General features: G+C 60.6%; 9 protein-coding genes. 5 read left to right on the top strand and 4 right to left on the bottom strand.

Annotated elements, in window-relative coordinates; all coding sequences use genetic code 11:
• Window positions 1-124: 124 nt before the first annotated feature.
• On the bottom strand, window positions 125-3,082 hold the full coding sequence (locus tag GH784_RS10890) for an Rne/Rng family ribonuclease (RefSeq protein ID WP_065704662.1): 2,958 nt from the start codon (window positions 3,080-3,082) through the stop codon (window positions 125-127).
• A gap of 645 nt (window positions 3,083-3,727) precedes the next feature.
• Here GH784_RS10890 and GH784_RS10880 point away from each other — a divergent pair.
• The 4 genes from GH784_RS10880 (at window position 3,728) to GH784_RS10865 (ending at window position 9,544) form a co-directional block, all read left to right on the top strand.
• Window positions 3,728-4,999, top strand: a complete 1,272-nt coding sequence (locus GH784_RS10880) for an N-acetylmuramoyl-L-alanine amidase (RefSeq protein WP_065704658.1) — start codon at window positions 3,728-3,730, stop codon at window positions 4,997-4,999.
• A 326-nt stretch (window positions 5,000-5,325) separates the two neighbouring features.
• A complete protein-coding gene (locus GH784_RS10875) occupies window positions 5,326-7,770 on the top strand; it encodes a penicillin-binding protein 1A (protein ID WP_003512768.1) in 2,445 nt (814 codons plus the stop codon).
• Between the two features lie 98 nt (window positions 7,771-7,868).
• Window positions 7,869-9,000, top strand: a protein-coding gene (prfB, locus tag GH784_RS10870) for a peptide chain release factor 2 (protein ID WP_097102382.1) whose coding sequence is annotated in 2 segments (ribosomal slippage) — window positions 7,869-7,937 and window positions 7,939-9,000 — 1,131 coding nt in all. Because the reading frame shifts where the segments join, the coding sequence is not laid out codon by codon here.
• 73 nt (window positions 9,001-9,073) lie between these two features.
• Window positions 9,074-9,544, top strand: a complete 471-nt coding sequence (locus GH784_RS10865; RefSeq protein WP_065704656.1) for a cysteine hydrolase family protein — start codon at window positions 9,074-9,076, stop codon at window positions 9,542-9,544.
• A gap of 80 nt (window positions 9,545-9,624) precedes the next feature.
• Here the strand turns inward: GH784_RS10865 and GH784_RS10860 are convergent, their stop codons facing one another.
• Together GH784_RS10860 and GH784_RS10855 are read right to left on the bottom strand one after the other, a co-directional pair.
• Window positions 9,625-10,125 carry a hypothetical protein gene (locus GH784_RS10860; protein WP_065704965.1) on the bottom strand — a complete coding sequence of 167 codons (501 nt, stop codon included), beginning with the start codon at window positions 10,123-10,125 and terminating at the stop codon, window positions 9,625-9,627.
• Window positions 10,126-10,146: 21 nt separating this feature from the next.
• On the bottom strand, window positions 10,147-10,920 hold the full coding sequence (locus tag GH784_RS10855) for an NAD kinase (RefSeq protein WP_003512774.1): 774 nt from the start codon (window positions 10,918-10,920) through the stop codon (window positions 10,147-10,149).
• 306 nt (window positions 10,921-11,226) lie between these two features.
• On the opposite strand from GH784_RS10855, the gene GH784_RS10850 reads away from it, so the two are divergent.
• Window positions 11,227-12,144 carry a PhzF family phenazine biosynthesis protein gene (locus GH784_RS10850; RefSeq protein ID WP_065704963.1) on the top strand — a complete coding sequence of 306 codons (918 nt, stop codon included), beginning with the start codon at window positions 11,227-11,229 and terminating at the stop codon, window positions 12,142-12,144.
• 104 nt (window positions 12,145-12,248) lie between these two features.
• Here GH784_RS10850 and GH784_RS10845 read toward each other — a convergent pair whose 3' ends face one another.
• Entirely contained in the window at window positions 12,249-18,800 is a 6,552-nt protein-coding gene (locus GH784_RS10845; RefSeq protein ID WP_065704653.1) for an apolipoprotein A-IV repeat region-like domain-containing protein, read from the bottom strand.
• Between the last annotated feature and the right edge of the window lie 315 nt (window positions 18,801-19,115).

The following is a 19,115-nucleotide window of genomic DNA, read 5'->3' as shown; positions in this document are numbered from 1 at the left end:
CACGGCGCAGACGCGCCGTGGCTGGATGCCGGATCGATTACGGCATGAGATAAACCTAACATCCGCCAACAAGGCAAAACGCCCGCAACATGGTTGCGGGCGTTTTTTGTTTCAGTGTCTTCTATCAAAAGAAGCCTTTGCGCTGCCACCAGCCGCCCTTGCGCGGCTTCGGCTCGTCGCCGTCAGGGTTGGCGGGCGTGCCCGACGAGGTCACGACCGGCTCCGAACTCGAAACATTGCTGCCCCGGTTCGCGCGAACCTTTTCTTCCGTCGCCGGTGCTACCGCTTCCGAACCCAGATCGGCCGAGGCTTCACCCACTTCGTCGAGGGCGACATCGACGACGGTTTCCACAACGACTGCGGGCTCGACGATCACCGGCTCGACCGTTTCAACGGTTTTGGCTGCGACTTCAGCCTGCGGTGCCGCTTCAGCCGGCGGTACGTCTTCGTTCTTGGCCTTCGCCTTGCGGGTGCGGCGCGGTTTCTTCGGGGCTTCCGCTTCCACGACGTCGGCAACCACACCTTCCACCACTTCGGCAGCGGTAGGCTCTTCGGTTACGGATGCTGCGGCGGAAACCTCTTCGCTTTCGCCTTCCGTTTCGCCTTCTTCGCCGGACTCAGTGCCTGCGGCATCGAGAGCCTCGTCTTCAGCACGGTTGCGACGGCCGCCACGCTTGCCACGACGGCGACGCTTGCGCTTACCCTCTTCATCAGAGCTTGCAGCTTCGTTCACACCGTTTTCATCAGCGTCGTCTGCGGCTTCATCGGTTTCGACGCCATCTTCGTCGTCCGCATCATCAGCGCCGGTGTCATCGCCAGCCTGCGCATCAACTGCACCGTTCTGGTCGTTCTGTCCGCCCTTGCCACGACGGCGACGACGACGCTTGCGCTTGCGCTTGCCGTCTTCACCATTGTCGCCCTGCTGCTGTTGCTGGCGCGGCTCGCTAGCCTGCGCCTTGACGATTTCTTCCTCTTCTTCGTCCTCTTCCACCTCAACAACGAAATCGTCTTCCTCTTCCACGAAGCTCGGGAGCATCTGGATAAGGCTTTCGATCTTCACCGGATTTTCAACCGCTTCACCACGATCGATGGCGAAATGCTGCGCGCCGACGCCGGCATCGGCCGCAATGATGATCGCCACACCGAAGCGGCCTTCATAATCGACAATCGTGCCGCGCTTGTGGTTGAGCAGATAGAGAGCCGTTTCCGGCGTGCAGCGCACGGTGATATTGTGGGTCGTGTTGCGCAGCAGATATTCCTCAACGCCGCGCAGCACGTGCAGCGCGATGGAGGATTCCGAGCGAACGTGACCCGTGCCGCCGCAATGCTGGCAGACCTGCGTGGTCGATTCCAGCACCGAAGCGCGGATGCGCTGGCGCGACATTTCCAGAAGACCGAAATGCGAGATACGGCCGACCTGGATGCGCGCCCGGTCGTTTTTCAGGCAGTCCTTGAGCTTCTTCTCGACGGAGCGGTTGTTGCGCTTTTCTTCCATGTCGATGAAGTCGATGACAACAAGACCGGCAAGGTCGCGAAGACGCAGCTGGCGAGCCACTTCTTCCGCCGCTTCCAGATTGGTCGTCAGCGCCGTTTCTTCAATGGAATGCTCGCGGGTCGAACGACCGGAGTTCACGTCGATGGCAACCAGAGCTTCCGTCTGGTTGATGATGAGGTAACCGCCCGATTTCAGCGTAACCTGCGGCTGCAGCATGCGGTCGAGCTGGGCTTCGATGCCCGAGCGCGAGAAGATCGGGTGGATGTCGCGGTAAGGCTGAACCACCTTGGCATGGCTCGGCATCAGCATCTTCATGAAGTCTTTTGCTTCACGGTAGCCTTCTTCGCCCGAAACGATGATCTCGCTGATATCCTTGTTGTAGAGATCGCGGATCGAACGCTTGATGAGGGAGCCTTCCTCGTAAACGAGGCAGGGGGCCGTGGAGTTCAGCGTCAGCGTGCGGACGTTTTCCCACAGGCGCATCAGATATTCGAAGTCGCGCTTGATCTCGACGCGGGTGCGGTTGGCGCCTGCGGTACGCAGAATGACGCCCATGCCCTGCGGAACTTCCAGATCGCGCGCGATTTCCTTCAGGCGCTTGCGGTCGGTCGGCTGGGTGATCTTGCGGGAAATGCCACCGCCGCGTGCGGTATTCGGCATCAGCACGGAATAACGGCCGGCAAGCGACAGATAGGTGGTGAGTGCGGCACCCTTATTGCCGCGTTCTTCCTTGGCAACCTGCACGAGAAGGATCTGGCGGCGCTTGATGACTTCCTGAATGCGATACTGCTTGCGCGGCTTGCGGGCAACGCGATCGGGAACCTCTTCCATGGCGTCTTCGGCGCCGACGGATTCGATCACTTCCTTTTCGTGATGATCGTCATCATCGTCGTCGTCATCATCGTCATTGCCACGGCGAAGACCCTCGACTTCCTCGGAAATCGTATCTGTATCGACCATGGCAGCCATTTCGCCGCCCGTGCTGCCGTCTTCTTCGGAAGAGGCCTCAGCAGTAGTGTCGGAAACGGCTTCTTCTTCCGCGACCTTCTTCTTGGCGCGGGGGCGGCGGGTACGCTTCTTCGGTGCTTCTTCCGCAACGGCCTCGACGGCCACAGCAGTCACGTCTTCGGATACCTCTTCGGCAGCGGCAGCGGCAACGGTTTCGTCCACGACCACGGCGTCAGTCGTCTCGCTGACGGCAACGATGCCGACATCCGGCTGGTCCGCCTGCGATAGATCGACAGCCGGTGCGCCGGGCTCGGGGGCGTCAGCCGATTCAAAGTCGTCGCTGCGGCGATGATCCTCGGCTTCCGCCTTGAGGAGCGCCTGACGGTCGGCGAGCGGGATCTGGTAATAGTCAGGGTGGATTTCCGCAAAAGCGAGAAACCCGTGGCGATTTCCACCGTAATCGACGAACGCCGCCTGAAGGGAGGGCTCAACCCTCGTGACCTTGGCAAGGTAGATATTGCCGCGGATCTGTTTCTTGTGCTCCGATTCGAAGTCGAATTCCTCGATCCGGTTCCCACGGACAACGACTACGCGTGTCTCCTCTTCGTGGGAGGCGTCGATAAGCATTTTGTCTGCCATGTAAGCTGTGCTCCTCGGCGCAGCCTTGTTTTATACGAGAACAGGCCCGCCACACGGACGAGCCTTTCATATGAGTGCAAGGATGTGCCGGAAATGAAGTCTCCAGCCGGGCCTCTGTAAACTGGCAGCATCCGGACCGACGGCGAGGCGCTTGGCCTGCTCCTGGTATCCGGTTCATATGAAAACTGCTGCGACATCATTGGCCAGGCGGAACGACAATAATATATAGACCCCTTGGGGTCCGATGAATTTGCTCTCCTCAGAGCAGCGGTGGCATTGCCACCGGGTAGGTCTCCGACCACGGCCGGAATTGATCCAGTTTCAGGATAAATGTAACGACGGCAGATGATTGCCCGTTTTGCAGCGCCAGCGTCTTTTTCGATTGGCAGCCGGCGGGCATCTATCCCGTCAACACTTTTAACCCTCATCCTTGTTGTATGTTTTCTCTGTCATAATAGCAATAGGCTGGCTAAATATGCCATATTGTTGGTGGAATTTCCGGGTTAACAATTGGTTCACCAACGCCTGCGATTGTGGGGCGCAAACGCACAAACACGCGTCCGGCGTGGCCGAAATTACGACGTTCCCGGCACTTTGCCGCACCATTTATGAAAAATGACTGAAATACGGAATTTCTTGAAGACCATGAATTTCACGCGCAGCGCAGCGATATTCGATGGGGCAGTGCCGCTTGGCGCGCGAATCGCGCGGCTTGCGGGTGCCCTTGTCTTGCCGGTTGTCTTTTCGGTCGCCGCATTCGTCTCCTGCGTTCCACAGGCCTTCGCCGTGGAGCCGCTCATCGCCAATCAGGCACGCATCATCGGCGACGAGGCGCGTACGCGCATCGTTCTCGATTTTGCCGAGGAGCCGGAATTCGACATTCACTATCTCGATTCGCCCGCCCGCATCGTCGTGGACTTTCCGGCGGTGAATTTTGCGTTCCCCGCATCGGCTCTGGCGCCAACCGGCCTTTTCTCGGACATTCGCTTCGGTAGCATGGGGCAAGACAGCGCCCGCATCGTGCTGACGGCAAAAAAACCGGTTCAGGTGGCGGTTGCCGAAACCAAGAAGAGCGAGGACGGCACATCGTTCCGTTTCGTCCTGGATGCGGAGATCACCACCAAAGCCAAATTCGCCGAACTGGTGAAAGAGCAGCAATGGCGCGCGCCGGCGCCGGTCTCGACAGCGGCGATCACACCTGACGACAAGACATCGCGGCAGACGGATTTCGTCATCGCTGTTGATGCCGGCCATGGGGGCATCGATGCCGGCGCTTCCGGCGGCGTAACCGGCACGGAGGAAAAGGTCATCACGCTGACCTTTGCCAAGGAACTTGTGGAGCGGATGAACCGGGAGCCCGGCATCAAGGCGTTCCTGACGCGTGATTCCGACACGTTTCTCGCTTTGTCCGAGCGGGTGACGATCGCCCGGCAGAACAATGCCAACCTGTTTATTTCATTGCACGCCGATACACTGAAGCAGAAGGGCATCCGGGGCGCGACCGTCTATACATTGTCAGACCGCGCCTCAGACCGCAGGGCGCAGGAGCTGGCCGAGCGCGAAAACAAGTCCGACCAGATTGCCGGTGTGGCAGCCTCCAGCGAGCCGCCTGAGGTGGCCGATATCCTTCTCGATTTCACCCGGCGCGAAACACAGGCCTTCTCTGTGACGCTGGCAGAAAATATCGTGTCGTCCTTCGAGGGACAGGTCGGCCTCATCAACAATCCGCATCGTTATGCCGGTTTCATGGTGCTGCGCGCCCATGACGTGCCATCGGTGTTGCTGGAACTCGGCTTTCTCTCCAATCCGGAAGATGAAAAACTCCTTCTTGATGCGGAATGGCGCAAGAAGGTCGCCGATACGCTTGCAACTGCGGTCGGACGATACCGCACCAAGGCCATGGCGAACGGCGGCTAAAGGGCCGGGCGGGCGAGCGGCGCCCCCGTTGTCGCCGTGCCCCTTGCTGCCGAAAAGCTGTTCAATTCTTGGGCCTTGCGGACGATTACGTTGGCGAAGCCCTATTTTACTCACATTCGCCGCGTTATTGCGGAAGCGGATTCTGTGGTGATCCGCCATTGCGGCTGGAACCGCAATTGCGGCAGTCGGCCCGGTAACATATCAGCGAATGCTGTCGTTCCGGCTTGTCATCGAAGGTATGGTGTGCAAAACGGCACGCGATATGCAAGGATGCGCCCGTATCATCGGGCGTTGATGGTTACGATTCGAATTATCGGTAGCTTGGTATGATCAGACTGATTGGATATTTTTTCGGCTTGGCCAGCGTGCTCTTCCTGTGCGCCGCCGCCGCCGGTGCGATTTATTTGCACGGCGTGACGAAGGACCTGCCGGATTACGCAGTTCTGAGCACTTATGAGCCGCCGGTGACGACCCGAGTGCACGCCGGCAACGGCGCGCTAATGGCGGAATACGCCCATGAAAAACGCCTGTTCCTGCCGATCCAGGCTATCCCGGACCGTGTGAAGGCAGCTTTCCTTTCGGCGGAAGACAAGAATTTCTACAACCATCCGGGTGTGGACATCTGGGGTCTCGGCCGTGCCGTTCTCGTCAACCTCCAGAATATCGGCTCCGGCCGTCGTCCGGTCGGCGCGTCCACAATCACCCAGCAGGTGGCAAAGAACTTCCTGCTCACCAACGACCAGACCTTCGACCGCAAGCTCAAGGAAGCGCTTCTGTCCTTCCGCATTGAGCAGACCTATTCCAAGGACAAGATCCTCGAGCTTTATCTCAACGAGATTTTTTTCGGCCTGAATTCCTACGGTATCGCCGGTGCGGCACTCACCTATTTCAACAAATCGGTCACGGAACTGACGATTGCGGAAACCGCCTATCTCGCATCGCTGCCGAAGGGCCCGGCCAACTACCATCCGATCCGCCGCGAGAAGGCTGCGCTGGAACGCCGCAACTGGGTGATCGACCGCATGGCCGAGAACGGCTACATCACGGTCGGCGATGCCGAGGACGCAAAGAAGCAGCCGCTTGGCGTCAATCTGCGCCGTGGCGGCGCGCATATCTTCGCGTCTGACTATTTCGCCGAGGAAGTCCGCCGCCAGATCGTCGAGAAATACGGCGAGCAGGCGCTTCTTGAAGGCGGCCTTTCGGTTCGCACCTCTTTCGATCCGCAGATCCAGATGGAGGCGCGCAAGGCGCTTCAGGACGGTCTGGTGCAATATGACGAGCGTCGCGGTTTCCGTGGACCCGTCGAAAAGATCGAGACAACCGGTGACTGGACTGCGGCGCTCGCCAAGGTAAAGGGCCTTCGCGACGTTCCCGAATGGAAGATCGCAGTTGTCCTCGCCGTTGCTGCCGATGGCATCGATATTGGCGTGCAGGTCGATCCCGATGCCGAGGATGGCGACAAGCGCACACGCGGCCATATCTCCGCTGAAAACATGCGTTGGGCCTATCGCGATGCCACAGGCAAAAAGCCGACGGCTAAGTCGCCGGTTGGCGTTCTGGCTGTTGGTGACGTCGTTTACGCACAGCCGCTGTCCGGTTCCGGCAACGAATATCGTCTGCGCCAGCCCCCGAAGGTGCAGGGCGGCATGATGGTGATGGATCCGCACACTGGCCGCGTTCTGGCCATGGTCGGCGGCTTCTCCTATGCGCAATCGGAATTCAACCGCGCCACGCAGGCGATGCGCCAGCCCGGCTCCTCCTTCAAGCCGTTCATCTATGCGGCTGCACTCGACAACGGCTATACCCCGGCCTCGGTCATTCTCGACGCGCCAATCGAGGTTGTTTCGGGCGGCCAGGTCTGGAAGCCGCAGAATTACGGCGGGGGTTCCGCCGGTCCTTCGACCCTGCGTCTCGGCATCGAAAAATCCCGTAACCTCATGACAGTGCGTCTGGCGCAGGACATGGGCATGAATCTGGTCGCTGAATATGCCGAACGCTTCGGCATCTACGACAAGATGCCGCCGCTTCTGGCAATGTCGCTCGGTTCGGGTGAAACAACCATCATGCGCATGGTCTCGGCCTATTCTGTGATCGCCAATGGCGGCAAGCAGATCAAGCCGACGCTGATCGACCGCATCCAGGACCGTTACGGCAAGACGATCTTCCGGCATGAGGAGCGTGCCTGCGAGGGCTGCAACGCCACCAGCTGGCAAAATCAGGACGAGCCGGTCATCGTTGATAACCGCGAGCAGGTTCTCGACCCGATGACCGCTTACCAGACGACCTCCATGCTTGAAGGTGTCGTGCAGCGCGGCACGGCGGCGGGCAAGATCAAGGTCGATCTGCCGGTTGCTGGCAAGACGGGCACCACCAACGATGAAAAGGACGCCTGGTTCGTCGGTTACACGCCGGACATGGTTGCCGGTCTTTATATCGGCTTCGATTCGCCCGCACCGCTTGGGCGCGGCGGCACCGGTGGTTCGCTGTCGGCACCGATCTTCGGCGAGTTCATCGCCGATGCGGCCAAGCACCTTGAACCGAGCAAGTTCATCGTGCCTGAAGGCATGAAGTTCATCGCCGTCAACCGCAAGACCGGCATGGCCGCTTCGGAAGGCGAACCTGATACGATCATGGAAGCCTTCAAGCCGGGCACCGGCCCGGCCGATACCTTCTCGGTGATCGGCGCGGAAGGCATGTCGCAGGAGGATATTCTGAAGACCTCGCCACAGGCCCAGCAGGCCATCACCGGCGGTGGCGGCGGTCTTTATTGATACCAGTCTTATGTTTGGCGGGGGGCGCGGGTCTTTACATCCGCGCCCCCCGCATTTATTTGAGCTACCAGTTTAATTGAAGGCGAAGAACCAGCGAAATGCGCAATGAAATTGTGAACGTAGTCGACGAAATCAAGCAGGCCATAAGCCTGCTGAGGAGGCATCTTTGACTGGGACCAGGCGATAAGACGACTGGACTGGTTGAATAACAAGGCAGAGGACCCGACCCTCTGGAACGATGCCACCGAAGCGCAGAAATTGATGCGCGAGCGCCAGCAGCTGGATGACAGCATCAATGGCGTGAAGGCGCTTGAGCAGCAGCTCAAGGACAATGTCGAGCTGATAGAACTAGGCGAGATGGAAGGCGACGACGAGATTGTCAAGGACGCCGAAGATGCGCTGAAGGCGCTGAGGAGCGAGGCGAACCGCCGTCAGGTGGAAGCCATGCTTTCCGGTGAAGCTGATAGCAACGATACCTATCTCGAAGTTCATTCCGGCGCCGGCGGTACGGAAAGCCAGGACTGGGCCAACATGCTGCTGCGCATGTATACCCGCTGGGCTGACCGCGAAGGCTTCAAGGTTGAAGTGCTGGAAGTTCATGACGGTGAAGAGGCCGGCATCAAGTCCGCGACGATCCTCGTCAAGGGCCACAATGCCTTCGGCTGGCTGAAGACGGAATCAGGCGTACACCGCCTCGTCCGCATATCGCCCTATGACAGCAATGCGCGTCGCCACACATCGTTCTCCTCCGTCTGGGTTTACCCGGTGGTCGATGATTCGATCCAGATCGACATCAACGAGAGCGATTGCCGCATCGATACCTATCGTTCGTCCGGTGCAGGCGGCCAGCACGTCAACACCACCGATTCGGCCGTGCGTATTACCCACATACCGACCGGTATTGCCGTGGCCTGCCAGCAGGAGCGTTCCCAGCACAAGAACCGCGCCAAGGCGTGGGACATGCTGCGCGCCCGTCTCTACGAGGTGGAACTGCAAAAGCGGGAAGATGCGGCAAACGCTCAGGCCGCATCCAAGACGGATATCGGCTGGGGCCACCAGATCCGTTCCTACGTTCTGCAACCCTACCAGTTGATCAAGGACCTGCGCACCGGCGTGGAAAGCACCGCACCCGGCAACGTGCTGGATGGCGATCTGAACCAGTTCATGGAAGCGGCCCTCGCGCACCGCATCAGCGGCGGCGCAGACGTGGAAGTGGCTGATATCGACTGACGCGCCACAGCGTCGCTTGAAAAAATCACCCCTCGCAAACCCATTGCGAGGGGTTTTTCGTTGGAGGAGATGCATGAAACAGGCGCTTTACATCGTCGACGTTCAGCCGAGCTTCAATCCGCCGGCTGCGCTTGTGGCGGACATATCCGTGCTGGCCGCCACCATGCCAAGCGTTGCCAGCGTCGAGCGCCATAATGAAAGCGTCACACCTTTCGAGCGGCAACTCGGCTGGAAGCCGGGCAGGGACGACTGCTCGCTGGTTGCGGCGGACTGGATTTTCATAAAGCACGGCTACGCTCCGCCAAGGGCGGCTATCGACCACCTCCTGTCTCTAAAGCTCGACAGGGTGCTGGTCTGCGGCATTCAGGCCGATACCTGCGTGCTGGCTGCGGGTTTTGCCCTGTTCGATGCGGGGCTTCATCCCACGCTTCTGCCGTGGCTGACGGTGGGCTCCAGCCTCGATCGCAGCGGCGAACTCGGCGCCAGACTATGGAAACATCATTTCGGTGCGATTCTGGCCGGGCCGCATGAGCTTAACGCGTAGAGAGGTTCCAGTAAAACTGCGTATAATCCACGAGGTAGAGAACCTCCAACGATTCCGTTCAAACCGACGTTCTCTCGCCCTCAGTTCGAGGCCTTTTCGATCTTCATCTCGCCGAGTTCGTCGATCAGGATCGTCCAGCTTTCCGCTTCCCTGATCTGCGGATCGGTTTTCAGATAGACGGTCACGAACAGGCCGGGCGAGGCCGATGCACCGTTTGAGCTTTCGGGGCGAATATCCGTGACGTAGGACTTCATCTGGTTGAACTCTTCCAGCTCGATGTTTTCGAGAAGGTTCGGTCCGTTTGCGGTAGTGGCGATGCGCTGCAGATAGACTTTAGCGGTGCCATCGCCCTGGCGGATTGCAACCACCTTGTAATAACCGCGCGAGGGTGTCGCTGGCGGCGGCCGCAACTGGCCGTCAGGACCTTTCACCGGCTCAAGATTATGCTCTTCCCACATGCCGCTGCTGACAACGAAGATCGCCGATACCGGCAAGTTGTCGATGGCCTCCGTTTGCGCCCGCACGGGAAGCGCTGTGGCGGCGAAAATGAGGGCGGCGAGAAGAGGTTTTTTCAGGGGCATGGCCATCATCAGTGGTTGGTGTCAATTGTTGAATTGTTCGGCGAGTACGCGGTCTGACCATGAACGGTCTGGGTCCGAGAGAATTCTGGCCGTCCTATCCTGCGATTGCGCAATCCGCACATGCCGTACGGATTTCACCTCCGTATGGTCGGCGACCGCGTTCACCGGACGCTTGTCGCGCTCCAGAACGTGAATATCGACCGTCACCTTGTTGGGTAAAAGTGCGCCGCGCCAACGCCTTGGCCGGAAGGCGCTGACGGGTGTGAGCGCCAGCAGCGGTGATTCCAACGGCAGGATCGGTCCATGGGCTGAGAAGTTATAAGCTGTTGACCCCGCCGGTGTCGCAACCATCATGCCGTCGCAAATCAATTCTTCAAGCCGCGTCTTGCCGTCCACCTCGACACGAAGCTTGGCGGCCTGATGCGATTGCCGGAACAGGCTGACCTCGTTCATGGCAAGCGCCGTAAATTCATCGCCGTCGGAATCCGTCGTCGTCATGCGCAGCGGATGAAAATCATTGCCGGTCGCCACCGCAATACGCTCGACCAGGCCGTCTACCCGGTAGTCGTTCATCAGAAAGCCGACCGATCCCCGGTTCATGCCATAGACCCGCTTGCCGGAATTCATCGTTTCGTTGAGAATTTGCAGCATGAAGCCATCGCCGCCGAGCGCCACGATCACTTCCGCCTCGTCGAAGGGTGTGTTGCCGTAAGCGCCTTTCAGCTCCTCCAGCGCCCTCTGCGCCTCCTCGGTTGCGGAGGCCACGAAGGATAGTGAACAGTTAGAATGCGACATTCGCTTCCCTCGGCAACGACGCATACCGGAATCGATATGCGGACGATGCTGTAACCTGTTGAAGCAGCTCATAATCTCCAAACGTCGATAAAACGGTCGATCGCAAGCCACAAGACGCATCCTTGGTACATGAAGACGGCAGCAGGCGACAAGGCCTTTCCGGCGGACAGGCGTTCGCAGCAGGCGGGTTTGCCCGCGTGCGGTCCACAGCTTCTTGGTTTCCGGCCTTCGACAAGGGTTGCGATGCGGCGCGACGTGAGGCAACTTGCGCGAAACAAGCGGAACGGCGAGTGGCAGGAGACGGGCGTGGTGCTGAATTACAATATCTACGATGTCTTTACCGAGACCAAAATGGCGGGAAATCCGCTGGCAGTCATGTATGACGCGGATGGCCTCGACCAAGTGACGATGCAGGCAATAGCCAGAGAAATGAACCTCTCCGAGACCGTTTTCGTCAACCGCTCGGGCAACCCGGCCCACGCGGCTTCGCTGCGTATCTTCACGCCTTCGGGCGAGTTGCCTTTCGCGGGCCACCCGACTGTTGGCGCAGCGATCGCGATTGCCGAGCGCAATCGCAATGAAGGTGACGACGATATCGATATGGTCTGTGTGCTGGAGGAAAAGGTGGGTCCGGTCCGCTGTGCGGTGAAAATGCGCGCCGGTTCGGTCAGCTTCGCCGAATTCGACCTGCCGCGCAAATCGTCCCGCGTCACCCTGCCGCTCGATCATGCCGCACTTGCCGATGCGCTGGGCGTGAGCGAAGGCCATCTCGGCTTTGAGAACCACGTACCGTCGATCTGGACGGCCGGTGTGCCGTTCCTGCTCGTGCCGCTGCACAATATTGCCGCTATCAGCGAAATGGATTTCGACGCCAATCTCTGGCTGCGCACCGCACCGCTGGTGGAGGGGCGCCTGACGGCGGCCTATATCTACTGTCGCGGCGGCGTCAATCACGCGGCAAAGTTCCATGCCCGCATGTTTTCCCCGGAAATGGGGATTTCGGAAGACCCCGCCACCGGTTCCGCCGCCGCCGCCCTTTCCGGTGCAATCCATCATTTCGACGGCCTGACAGACGGTCACTATCCGCTCTTGATAGAGCAGGGCGTGGAGATGGAACGTCCTTCCCACATCCATCTGCGCATGGACATCAAGGACAACGAAATCGCCCGCGCCCGCATCGGTGGCCACGCGGTCCGTGTAGCATCGGGTACGTTCGAGATCTGATTTCAACGTGAGCGACTGAACTACAGTCGAAAAGCTACCTGCCGACCAAAACGAAAAACCCCGGCCATGACCGGGGTTTTATTGTTTCTGGTCTTAACCAGAGATCAGTTGAACCGACCCGCCGCATGGGCAAGCATCGTGTAGACCTTGCCGGTATCGGAGGTGAGGTAGGACTGGGTGACTGTCCGGTCACGGTCCGTGCGGGCGACATCAGCGAGCAGCTTTTCGAAATCGGTGATGTAGCGGTCCACGGCGGTGCGGAATTCGGCCTCCCGCTCGTATTTGCGCTTGATCTCGTCAAACGTCGTCTGGCCCTTCAGCGTATAGAGGCGACGGGTGAAGACGTCACGTTCGCCGCGCTGGTACCGGCGCCACAGTTCCACCGACGCATCGTGGTCGATCGCGCGGGCGATGTCGACGGACAGCGAGTTCAGCGATTCCACCATGTGACGCGGATTGCGGGTATCGGCAGCACGGGTCGGCTGCTGATCGCCGCTTGCGCGGGGTGCGGAAGCGGCGGCTGATTCCTGCGAGGCACCGCGCAGAAGATCGCTGATCCAGCCACCGCCTTCTTCGCGGCGTGCGGCAGGCGCCGCAGCCGCCTGGGACGGGGCAGGCGCCTGACGGTTTTCGACCTGGCGGTTCTCAAGCGGCAGGGTGCCACGCAAGGCGGGTGCGGCTGCCGGCTGCGGCTGAGCCGGGCGTGGTGGCTGTGCCGGCGTGGCTGCTGCCGGCTGCGGACGCGCTTCGACACGGCGTTCAGCGGCAGGCTGGGTCGCTGCAATGGCGCGGGCGACGGGTTCGGAAACTTCCATCTGTTGGGTCGAGCGACCGACAAGCTGGGAAATATCCTGCAGGGCCTTGATCTGCTCGGAAACGGCGCGGCGCATCGCTGCGGCGCTTTCCTTGGCCTCTTCCGGCAGGTCGAACGCGCCACGCTTCAGTTCGGCACGGGTCGCATCCAGCTCGCGGCGGATATCGTGGCTGGAGCGGCGGATTTCGTCCGTCGCGCCGGCAAAACGGCTGACAGCTTCCTCAACTGCCTGACGCAACGTTTCCTTGAGGTTGGCGGCGGCGGCATTCGATTTTTCCGAGGCACTGCCGAGCAGGTTGTCGACTTCCGAAAGCGAGGATTCGACACCGCCACGCAGGCGGTTGACCAGCTCGTCGGAATATTTCTGCGCGTCGGAAAGCGTGCTCTCGATCGAACGGCTGGCATCCTGACCAGCGGCGAGCAGGGCGCCCCGCATGGTCTGTGCTGCCGAGCGGGCGCGCTGTTCCGTCTCGTCGAGCGAACGGCCGATATCGGAGAAGGATGCTTGCAGATTGTCACGCAGGTTGCCGGCGACGTTCTGCGAACGCTCCTCGGCCTCGTTGAGCGTGGTTTCCACCACGCTGACGACGCCGCGCATGGCGGTTTCGATTTCCTCGGAACGCTTGACTAGTCCGACAGACAGGCTGCGAAGTGCATCCTGACGCTCTTCCAGCGTACCGACAAGGCTAGACTGCGCGGCATTGAGCAGTTCGGACGCCTGGCTCAGAACCTTTGAATGTTCCTCGAAACGTCCGACGATGCCGGCAACCTGCGCCAGTGTCTGGCCAGAAATATTCGACAGACGATCAATCTTTCCTTCCAGCAGACGGCTGGAGCTGGACACCATGTCGGCGGCCTGCGAGGCGGATTCGGAGAAACGGGTGGCCGATGCGTTCAACGCTTCGTCGGCCGTGCCGAATTCCTGCGCGGCGCGCTCAACCGCAGAGTTGAAGTTGTTTGCCGACTTTTCGACGATTTCGGCCATGCTGTTATGGGTCTGCGACAGCATATCCGTGCTCTGGCGCGTGGCGGCGACAAGCTTGTTTGCCACATCGCTTCCCGTGCGGGTGTATTTGTCGATACCTTCTTCGACGGCGTCGGCCATGGCCGTATGCGTCTGCGACAGCATGTCCGTGCTCTGGCGGGTTGCCGCGACAAGCTTGCTTGCTGCCTCGCTTCCGGCATTGGCATAATCGCTGATCGCCTGTTCCACCATGCCGACCATGCCGCTGTTGCTCTGCGACAGAAGTTCGGCGCTCTGCTGGGCGGCGGAGACGATCTTTTCGGCGGCTTCGCGACCGATGGTGGCGTATTCGTCGACGACAGGCTTTGCCTTCTCTTCGATCAGACGCGACAGTTCAGCAGAACGGCTGGCCAGCATCGAGTTGAGTTCGCGAGTGCGGTTGTCCAGCGCCGAGCGGATGGATTCGCCGCGCGCATCGAGAGCGGATTCGACACCGGTCAGGGTCTCGGAAATGACGCCCACCTGCGAGCGCACGACCGCTTCGGCCTCGGCAACCTTGTTGACGATGATGTTGCCCGCCTCGGAGAAGGTCTGGGCGACGGCTGCCGCCTGGCCGGACAGGCGCGTCTGTGCATCCGAGATGCGATTGACGATCTCGCCGGAGCGTTCTTCGATCGCCTTGGTGAAGGCGTCGTTCTGCGCCTGCACCTGTTCGGCGAATTCCGAGCCGGTTTTCGCAAGCAGGGCAGTGGAACGAACGGCTTCTTCGTCGATACTCTGGGTGGCGGAAATGACTGCGCCACGCAGGCCGACCGCGAGCTCGCTCGCCTTGCCTTCGATGGTTCGGTTGACGTTTTCGAGGCCGATCGTCAGCGCGCGGTCCATGGTGCCGAGGCGTTCATCGATGCGGGCCGAACCGGCATCGAAGGTTTCCGCCAGACGGCTGGTGCGGCTTTCGAAGGTGTCGGCAACCCGTATCGTCTGCTCGTCCAGAATGCCGGTGATACGTTGAGCAGCATCGTCGCTGGTGCGGGCGAAGGCGGCTGTCTTGTCTTCCAGCGCGTCGGCAAAGCGACGTCCGGCATCCTCGATCGACGTGTTGACGTTGCCGAGATCGCTCGACACACGCTCCTGCAGCGCTCCGAGCGAGGTCTCGATGCGGGTGCCGGTCTCGTCGAGCCTGCCCGTGACGCTTCCGATCGAGGTTTCGATCCGCGAGGAGAGAGCATCGGTCGCACCGCCAATTTCGCGGGCGGCCTCACCGATCTTGACGGCAATATCACCGGCGCTGTTGCGAAGACGCTGTTCCAGCGTGGCTGCACTGCCGTCTATGGCCTTCTGTAACGTCTCCTGCTGGGTTTCGAGCGAGAGTTCGAGCATGCTGGCGCTGGATGCAACGGTGGTGCCGATCATCATCGCCTGCTCGGAGAGCATGTCGCCCATCTGGGTCGTGGCTGAGCTCAACGTCGCGGCGATATCCGCCTGGCGCTGCTCGAGCGCGGTACGGATGTCTTCATGCGATTGCGAGAGGTTGTTTTCGAGGCGGGAGACGCCTTCTTCCACCGTCTGCGCAAAACGGCTGCTGCCGTCTTCCACGACGCTTTCGATGCGGCTGGCCGCGCCGGAGACGCTCTGCTCGATCAGGCCGCTATTGCGCTCAAGCGAGCCGGCAATGCGTTCGGCCTGCGAACCGAGCATGGTCTCCAGCCGCTCGTGGCCGCTGGCGAGTGCGTTTTCAAGCGTGAAAGCCGTCGATTCCAGTCGCTGGCCGACGCCTGCGGCCGCGAGCGACAGTGATGCGGTTCTGGCATCCATCGCCTCGGAGATACGCTCCTCAACGCCAGAAATCGTCATGTCGAGCGCCATGGTGCGGCTGTCGAGAGCGTCCGCGATGCGTTCTTCCGCACTGGAGACAATGCCGGAAAGGGTGGCAGTGCGGCTGTCCAGGGCATCGGCAATACGATCTTCGACCCCGGAAACCGCCGAGTGAAGCGCAGCAGTGCGTCCGTCGAGGATGTCGGCGATCTTTTCCTCGACACCGGAGAAGCTCAGGTCGAGCGCCATGGTGCGGCTGTCGAGCACGTCCGTGATCCGCTCTTCCGCGCCGGATACGACGTTTTTGAGCGAAGCCGTGCGGCTGTCGAGTGCGCTGGCAATGCGGGTCTCGGCACCGGCCACCAATTCGCCAAGAACGGCGGTGCGGGTATCGAGCGCTTCGGTAATTTTTTCCTCGGCGCCGGAAAACGCCATGTCAAATGCCATGGTGCGGCTGTCGAGTGCATCTGCAATGCGTTCTTCAACGCCGGAGACGACGGCGTTAAGCGCCGCCGTGCGGCCATCAAGCGTTTCTGCGATACGGGTCTCTGCACCGGCCACCAATTCGCCAAGGACGGCGGTGCGGGTATCGAGTGCTTCGGTAATTTTTTCCTCGGCGCCGGAAAACGCCATGTCGAGTGCCATGGTGCGGCTGTCGAGTGCATCCGCAATGCGTTCTTCAGCCCCCGAAACGACGGCGTTGAGTGCTGCCGTGCGACCATCAAGCGTTTCCGCGATACGGCTCTCGGCACCGGCAACCACGTCGCCGAAGGTGGACGTGCGGCTGTCGAGTGCGCCCGCAATCCTCTCTTCGGCACTTGCCACAATGCCGGACAGAGCGGAGGTACGGTTGTCGAGCGTTTCCGACAGCCTCTCCTCGACATTGGCGAAGGTCATGTCGAGCGACAGCGTGCGGCTGTCCATCGTGTCGGCGATGCGTTCCTCGACGCCGGAAATGGCGCTGGAAAGAGCGGCCGTGCGGCCATCCAGCGTCTCGGCAATACGGTTTTCCGCACCGGATACGACGTCGTGCAGGGCAGCCGTGCGGCTTTCCAGCGTATCGGAAATGCGGTCCTCAATGCCGGAAACGGTGCCGGTGATGGCGGCGGCGCGGGTTTCGAGCGTTTCCGAAAGACGGCGCTCGACATCGGCAACGACGCTGTTGATTGCGGCTGCACGCTCCTCAAGCATCGCGGCTAGACGTTCCGCCGTGCCGGAGACCGAGCCGGTAATGGCCAGCGAACGGCTGGCGAGCGCCTCGTCGAAACGGTCCTGGCTTGCCGAAAGCGCGCCAAACAGGGCATTGCTGCGCTCCGCCAGCACGCCGTCGATCTTCTCGTGCGAATTGGCGAAGGCATCGGTGATTTCAGCGGTGCGCTGGCCGATTGCGTCGCTGAACGCGCGGGTACGGGTCTCAAGCGCGCTTTCGAGCATTTCCTGGCCGGTGCCCAGTGCGGTTGCAAGAGCAAGCGACTGGTCGGTCATGGTGTTGCCGATGCGCTCAAGTCCGCTGGTCAGCATGGTGTCGAGGGCTTCGGAGCCGCCAGCAACGGTTTCGTTGATCCGGGCGAGGCTCTCCATCAGCTTACTGTCGAGGCTGCCGGCGCGCTGGTCGAAGGCACTGGCGAAATCCGCCACATGTTCGTCGAAGGCGGAGTTGACCTGGCCGACCGTCGCCTGCAGGCGTTCTTCATAGAGGCCCGAGCGAAGATCGAGATCCATGATCGCGTCATCAGCCGTGCTTTGCAGGCTCTGGCGGAAAGACAGGCCTTTTTCTTCAAGCGTCGTGGACAGCTTGTCGAGCACGTTATCCAGCGAACCGCCGATGATCTGCTGGCCGCGATCGATATTGCGGTTGAGTTCGAGCGTGCGGGTGGAAAGGGTCTCGTTGAGCTGGCGGGTGCGTTCCTCGAGTGCGCTGTTGAGGCTTTCCGCGCCGCTGTCCAGCGTCGAGGCGTGGATCGCGAAGCGTTCCAGCAGCACTTCGCCGCGCTCGTCCAGCGTCGAGGTGAGGTTGTGCAGACGCATGTCGAATTCGCTCGATAGCGTTGCGCCCGAGGAATTCAGTGCCTGAAGCAGGTTTTCGGTCTTGGCGGCAATCAGGCTGCCCATCGCCTCGGTCGAGGCGCGCGATTTTTCGAGCAGCGCGGCCGAGCGTGTGTCGATCATCGAGGCGAAGGCCTCACCGGTCGTGGAAAGCCGCATCGAAAGCTCTTCGCCGACGATGGAAAGCTCTTCCTTGATCTGTTCTTGCGCGCCTACAATGGAGGAGCGGATGCGCTCCGCATGGTTGACGATAGCGTCACGCTCGGCGCTCAGTTCCTGCACGAGGCTGCGCACGCGCAGTTCATTGTCTGCATAGCTGCGCTCAAGCGCGTTGACTTCAGAATGGACGAGCGTTTCGAGTTCGGTCGCGCGGGCAATGGTGCGCTCGATGCCGTCGTTCATGGCCGAGACTTCTCGGCGAACCGCCTGGCCGACGGACATGATCCGGTCGGAGGCGACAGTTTCGGGTTCGGCAAGACGAAGGGCGACTTCTGCCATCGACCGGGCAGCGTTGCGCAGATCGCGGGCACGCGCCATCATGATCGCGAAGGCGAAGAACAGCATGATCGGAACGACGATGCCGACGACGATCGCCATCAGCCCAGGTATTGCGGCGAGATCGGCAACCGAGCCGATGTTCCAGAGTGCACTGCCGTAGATAAGATGCGCGATGCCGAGGCCGCCGAGCGCCCAGATCACCGACATGATCGTCGCGTTTCTGAGCGCGCCGCCGATGGAGCCGCCTTCGAGCGATTTCAGGATCATGGCCGGGCTGCGCTTGGAGCCGTCGTTGGCAGCTTCCAGATTGGGGGATCTGGGCGCCTGTTCGGCAGGCGCGCGCGCGGCCTCGGGAGCAGGGGGCTGTCTGCTTGCTTCCTTCAATCTGGCCTCCGGCTGCTTTGGCGCTGTCGTCTTCCGCGATTCCGGCTTGTCTTCGAAAGCACCAAGCTGCAGGGCGTCTTCCAACGCCTGAAATGCAGTCTCGTCGACAGAGTCGCTGATCTTGTTATTCGCCATGCGGTTACGCCTCGTTACACATACGCCCGGCTTCATGCCGTTTGACCATCTGCGACCCGCAAATGGACTGCCGCCATCATGCCAGCGGAACATTATCCCGTTAAAGAGAACAATTCCGCCATTACCAATCCCGAATTGCTGGTGGTCCAGCTTTCGGGCGAAATTACATCACTGTGCCGGAATAACAAAGCTTGAGCATAAGCCTCGTCGGAACGGCAGTACCGTAGTGACACATTTAGGTGTTCGAAACAATTAATGCGGGTTTGCCGCAGCAGCGAAGTGTCGGCTTTTTAACAGTTTTTAAACCTGAGTTTC

Source organism: Agrobacterium tumefaciens (assembly GCF_009649785.1).
GTDB lineage: Bacteria > Pseudomonadota > Alphaproteobacteria > Rhizobiales > Rhizobiaceae > Agrobacterium > Agrobacterium tumefaciens.
The sequence above is the reverse complement of the archived record's forward strand: the minus strand, read 5'-3'. Positions and strand labels throughout refer to the sequence as shown.

What these genes read in the sequence shown, in the direction of transcription:
- GH784_RS10890 (WP_065704662.1), bottom strand. Translation starts at nt 3,082, where the DNA reads ATGGCAGACAAAATGCTTATCGACGCCTCCCACGAAGAGGAGACACGC.
- GH784_RS10880 (WP_065704658.1), top strand. Translation starts at nt 3,728, where the DNA reads ATGAATTTCACGCGCAGCGCAGCGATATTCGATGGGGCAGTGCCGCTT.
- GH784_RS10875 (WP_003512768.1), top strand. Translation starts at nt 5,326, where the DNA reads ATGATCAGACTGATTGGATATTTTTTCGGCTTGGCCAGCGTGCTCTTC.
- GH784_RS10865 (WP_065704656.1), top strand. Translation starts at nt 9,074, where the DNA reads ATGAAACAGGCGCTTTACATCGTCGACGTTCAGCCGAGCTTCAATCCG.
- GH784_RS10860 (WP_065704965.1), bottom strand. Translation starts at nt 10,125, where the DNA reads ATGCCCCTGAAAAAACCTCTTCTCGCCGCCCTCATTTTCGCCGCCACA.
- GH784_RS10855 (WP_003512774.1), bottom strand. Translation starts at nt 10,920, where the DNA reads ATGTCGCATTCTAACTGTTCACTATCCTTCGTGGCCTCCGCAACCGAG.
- GH784_RS10845 (WP_065704653.1), bottom strand. Translation starts at nt 18,800, where the DNA reads ATGGCGAATAACAAGATCAGCGACTCTGTCGACGAGACTGCATTTCAG.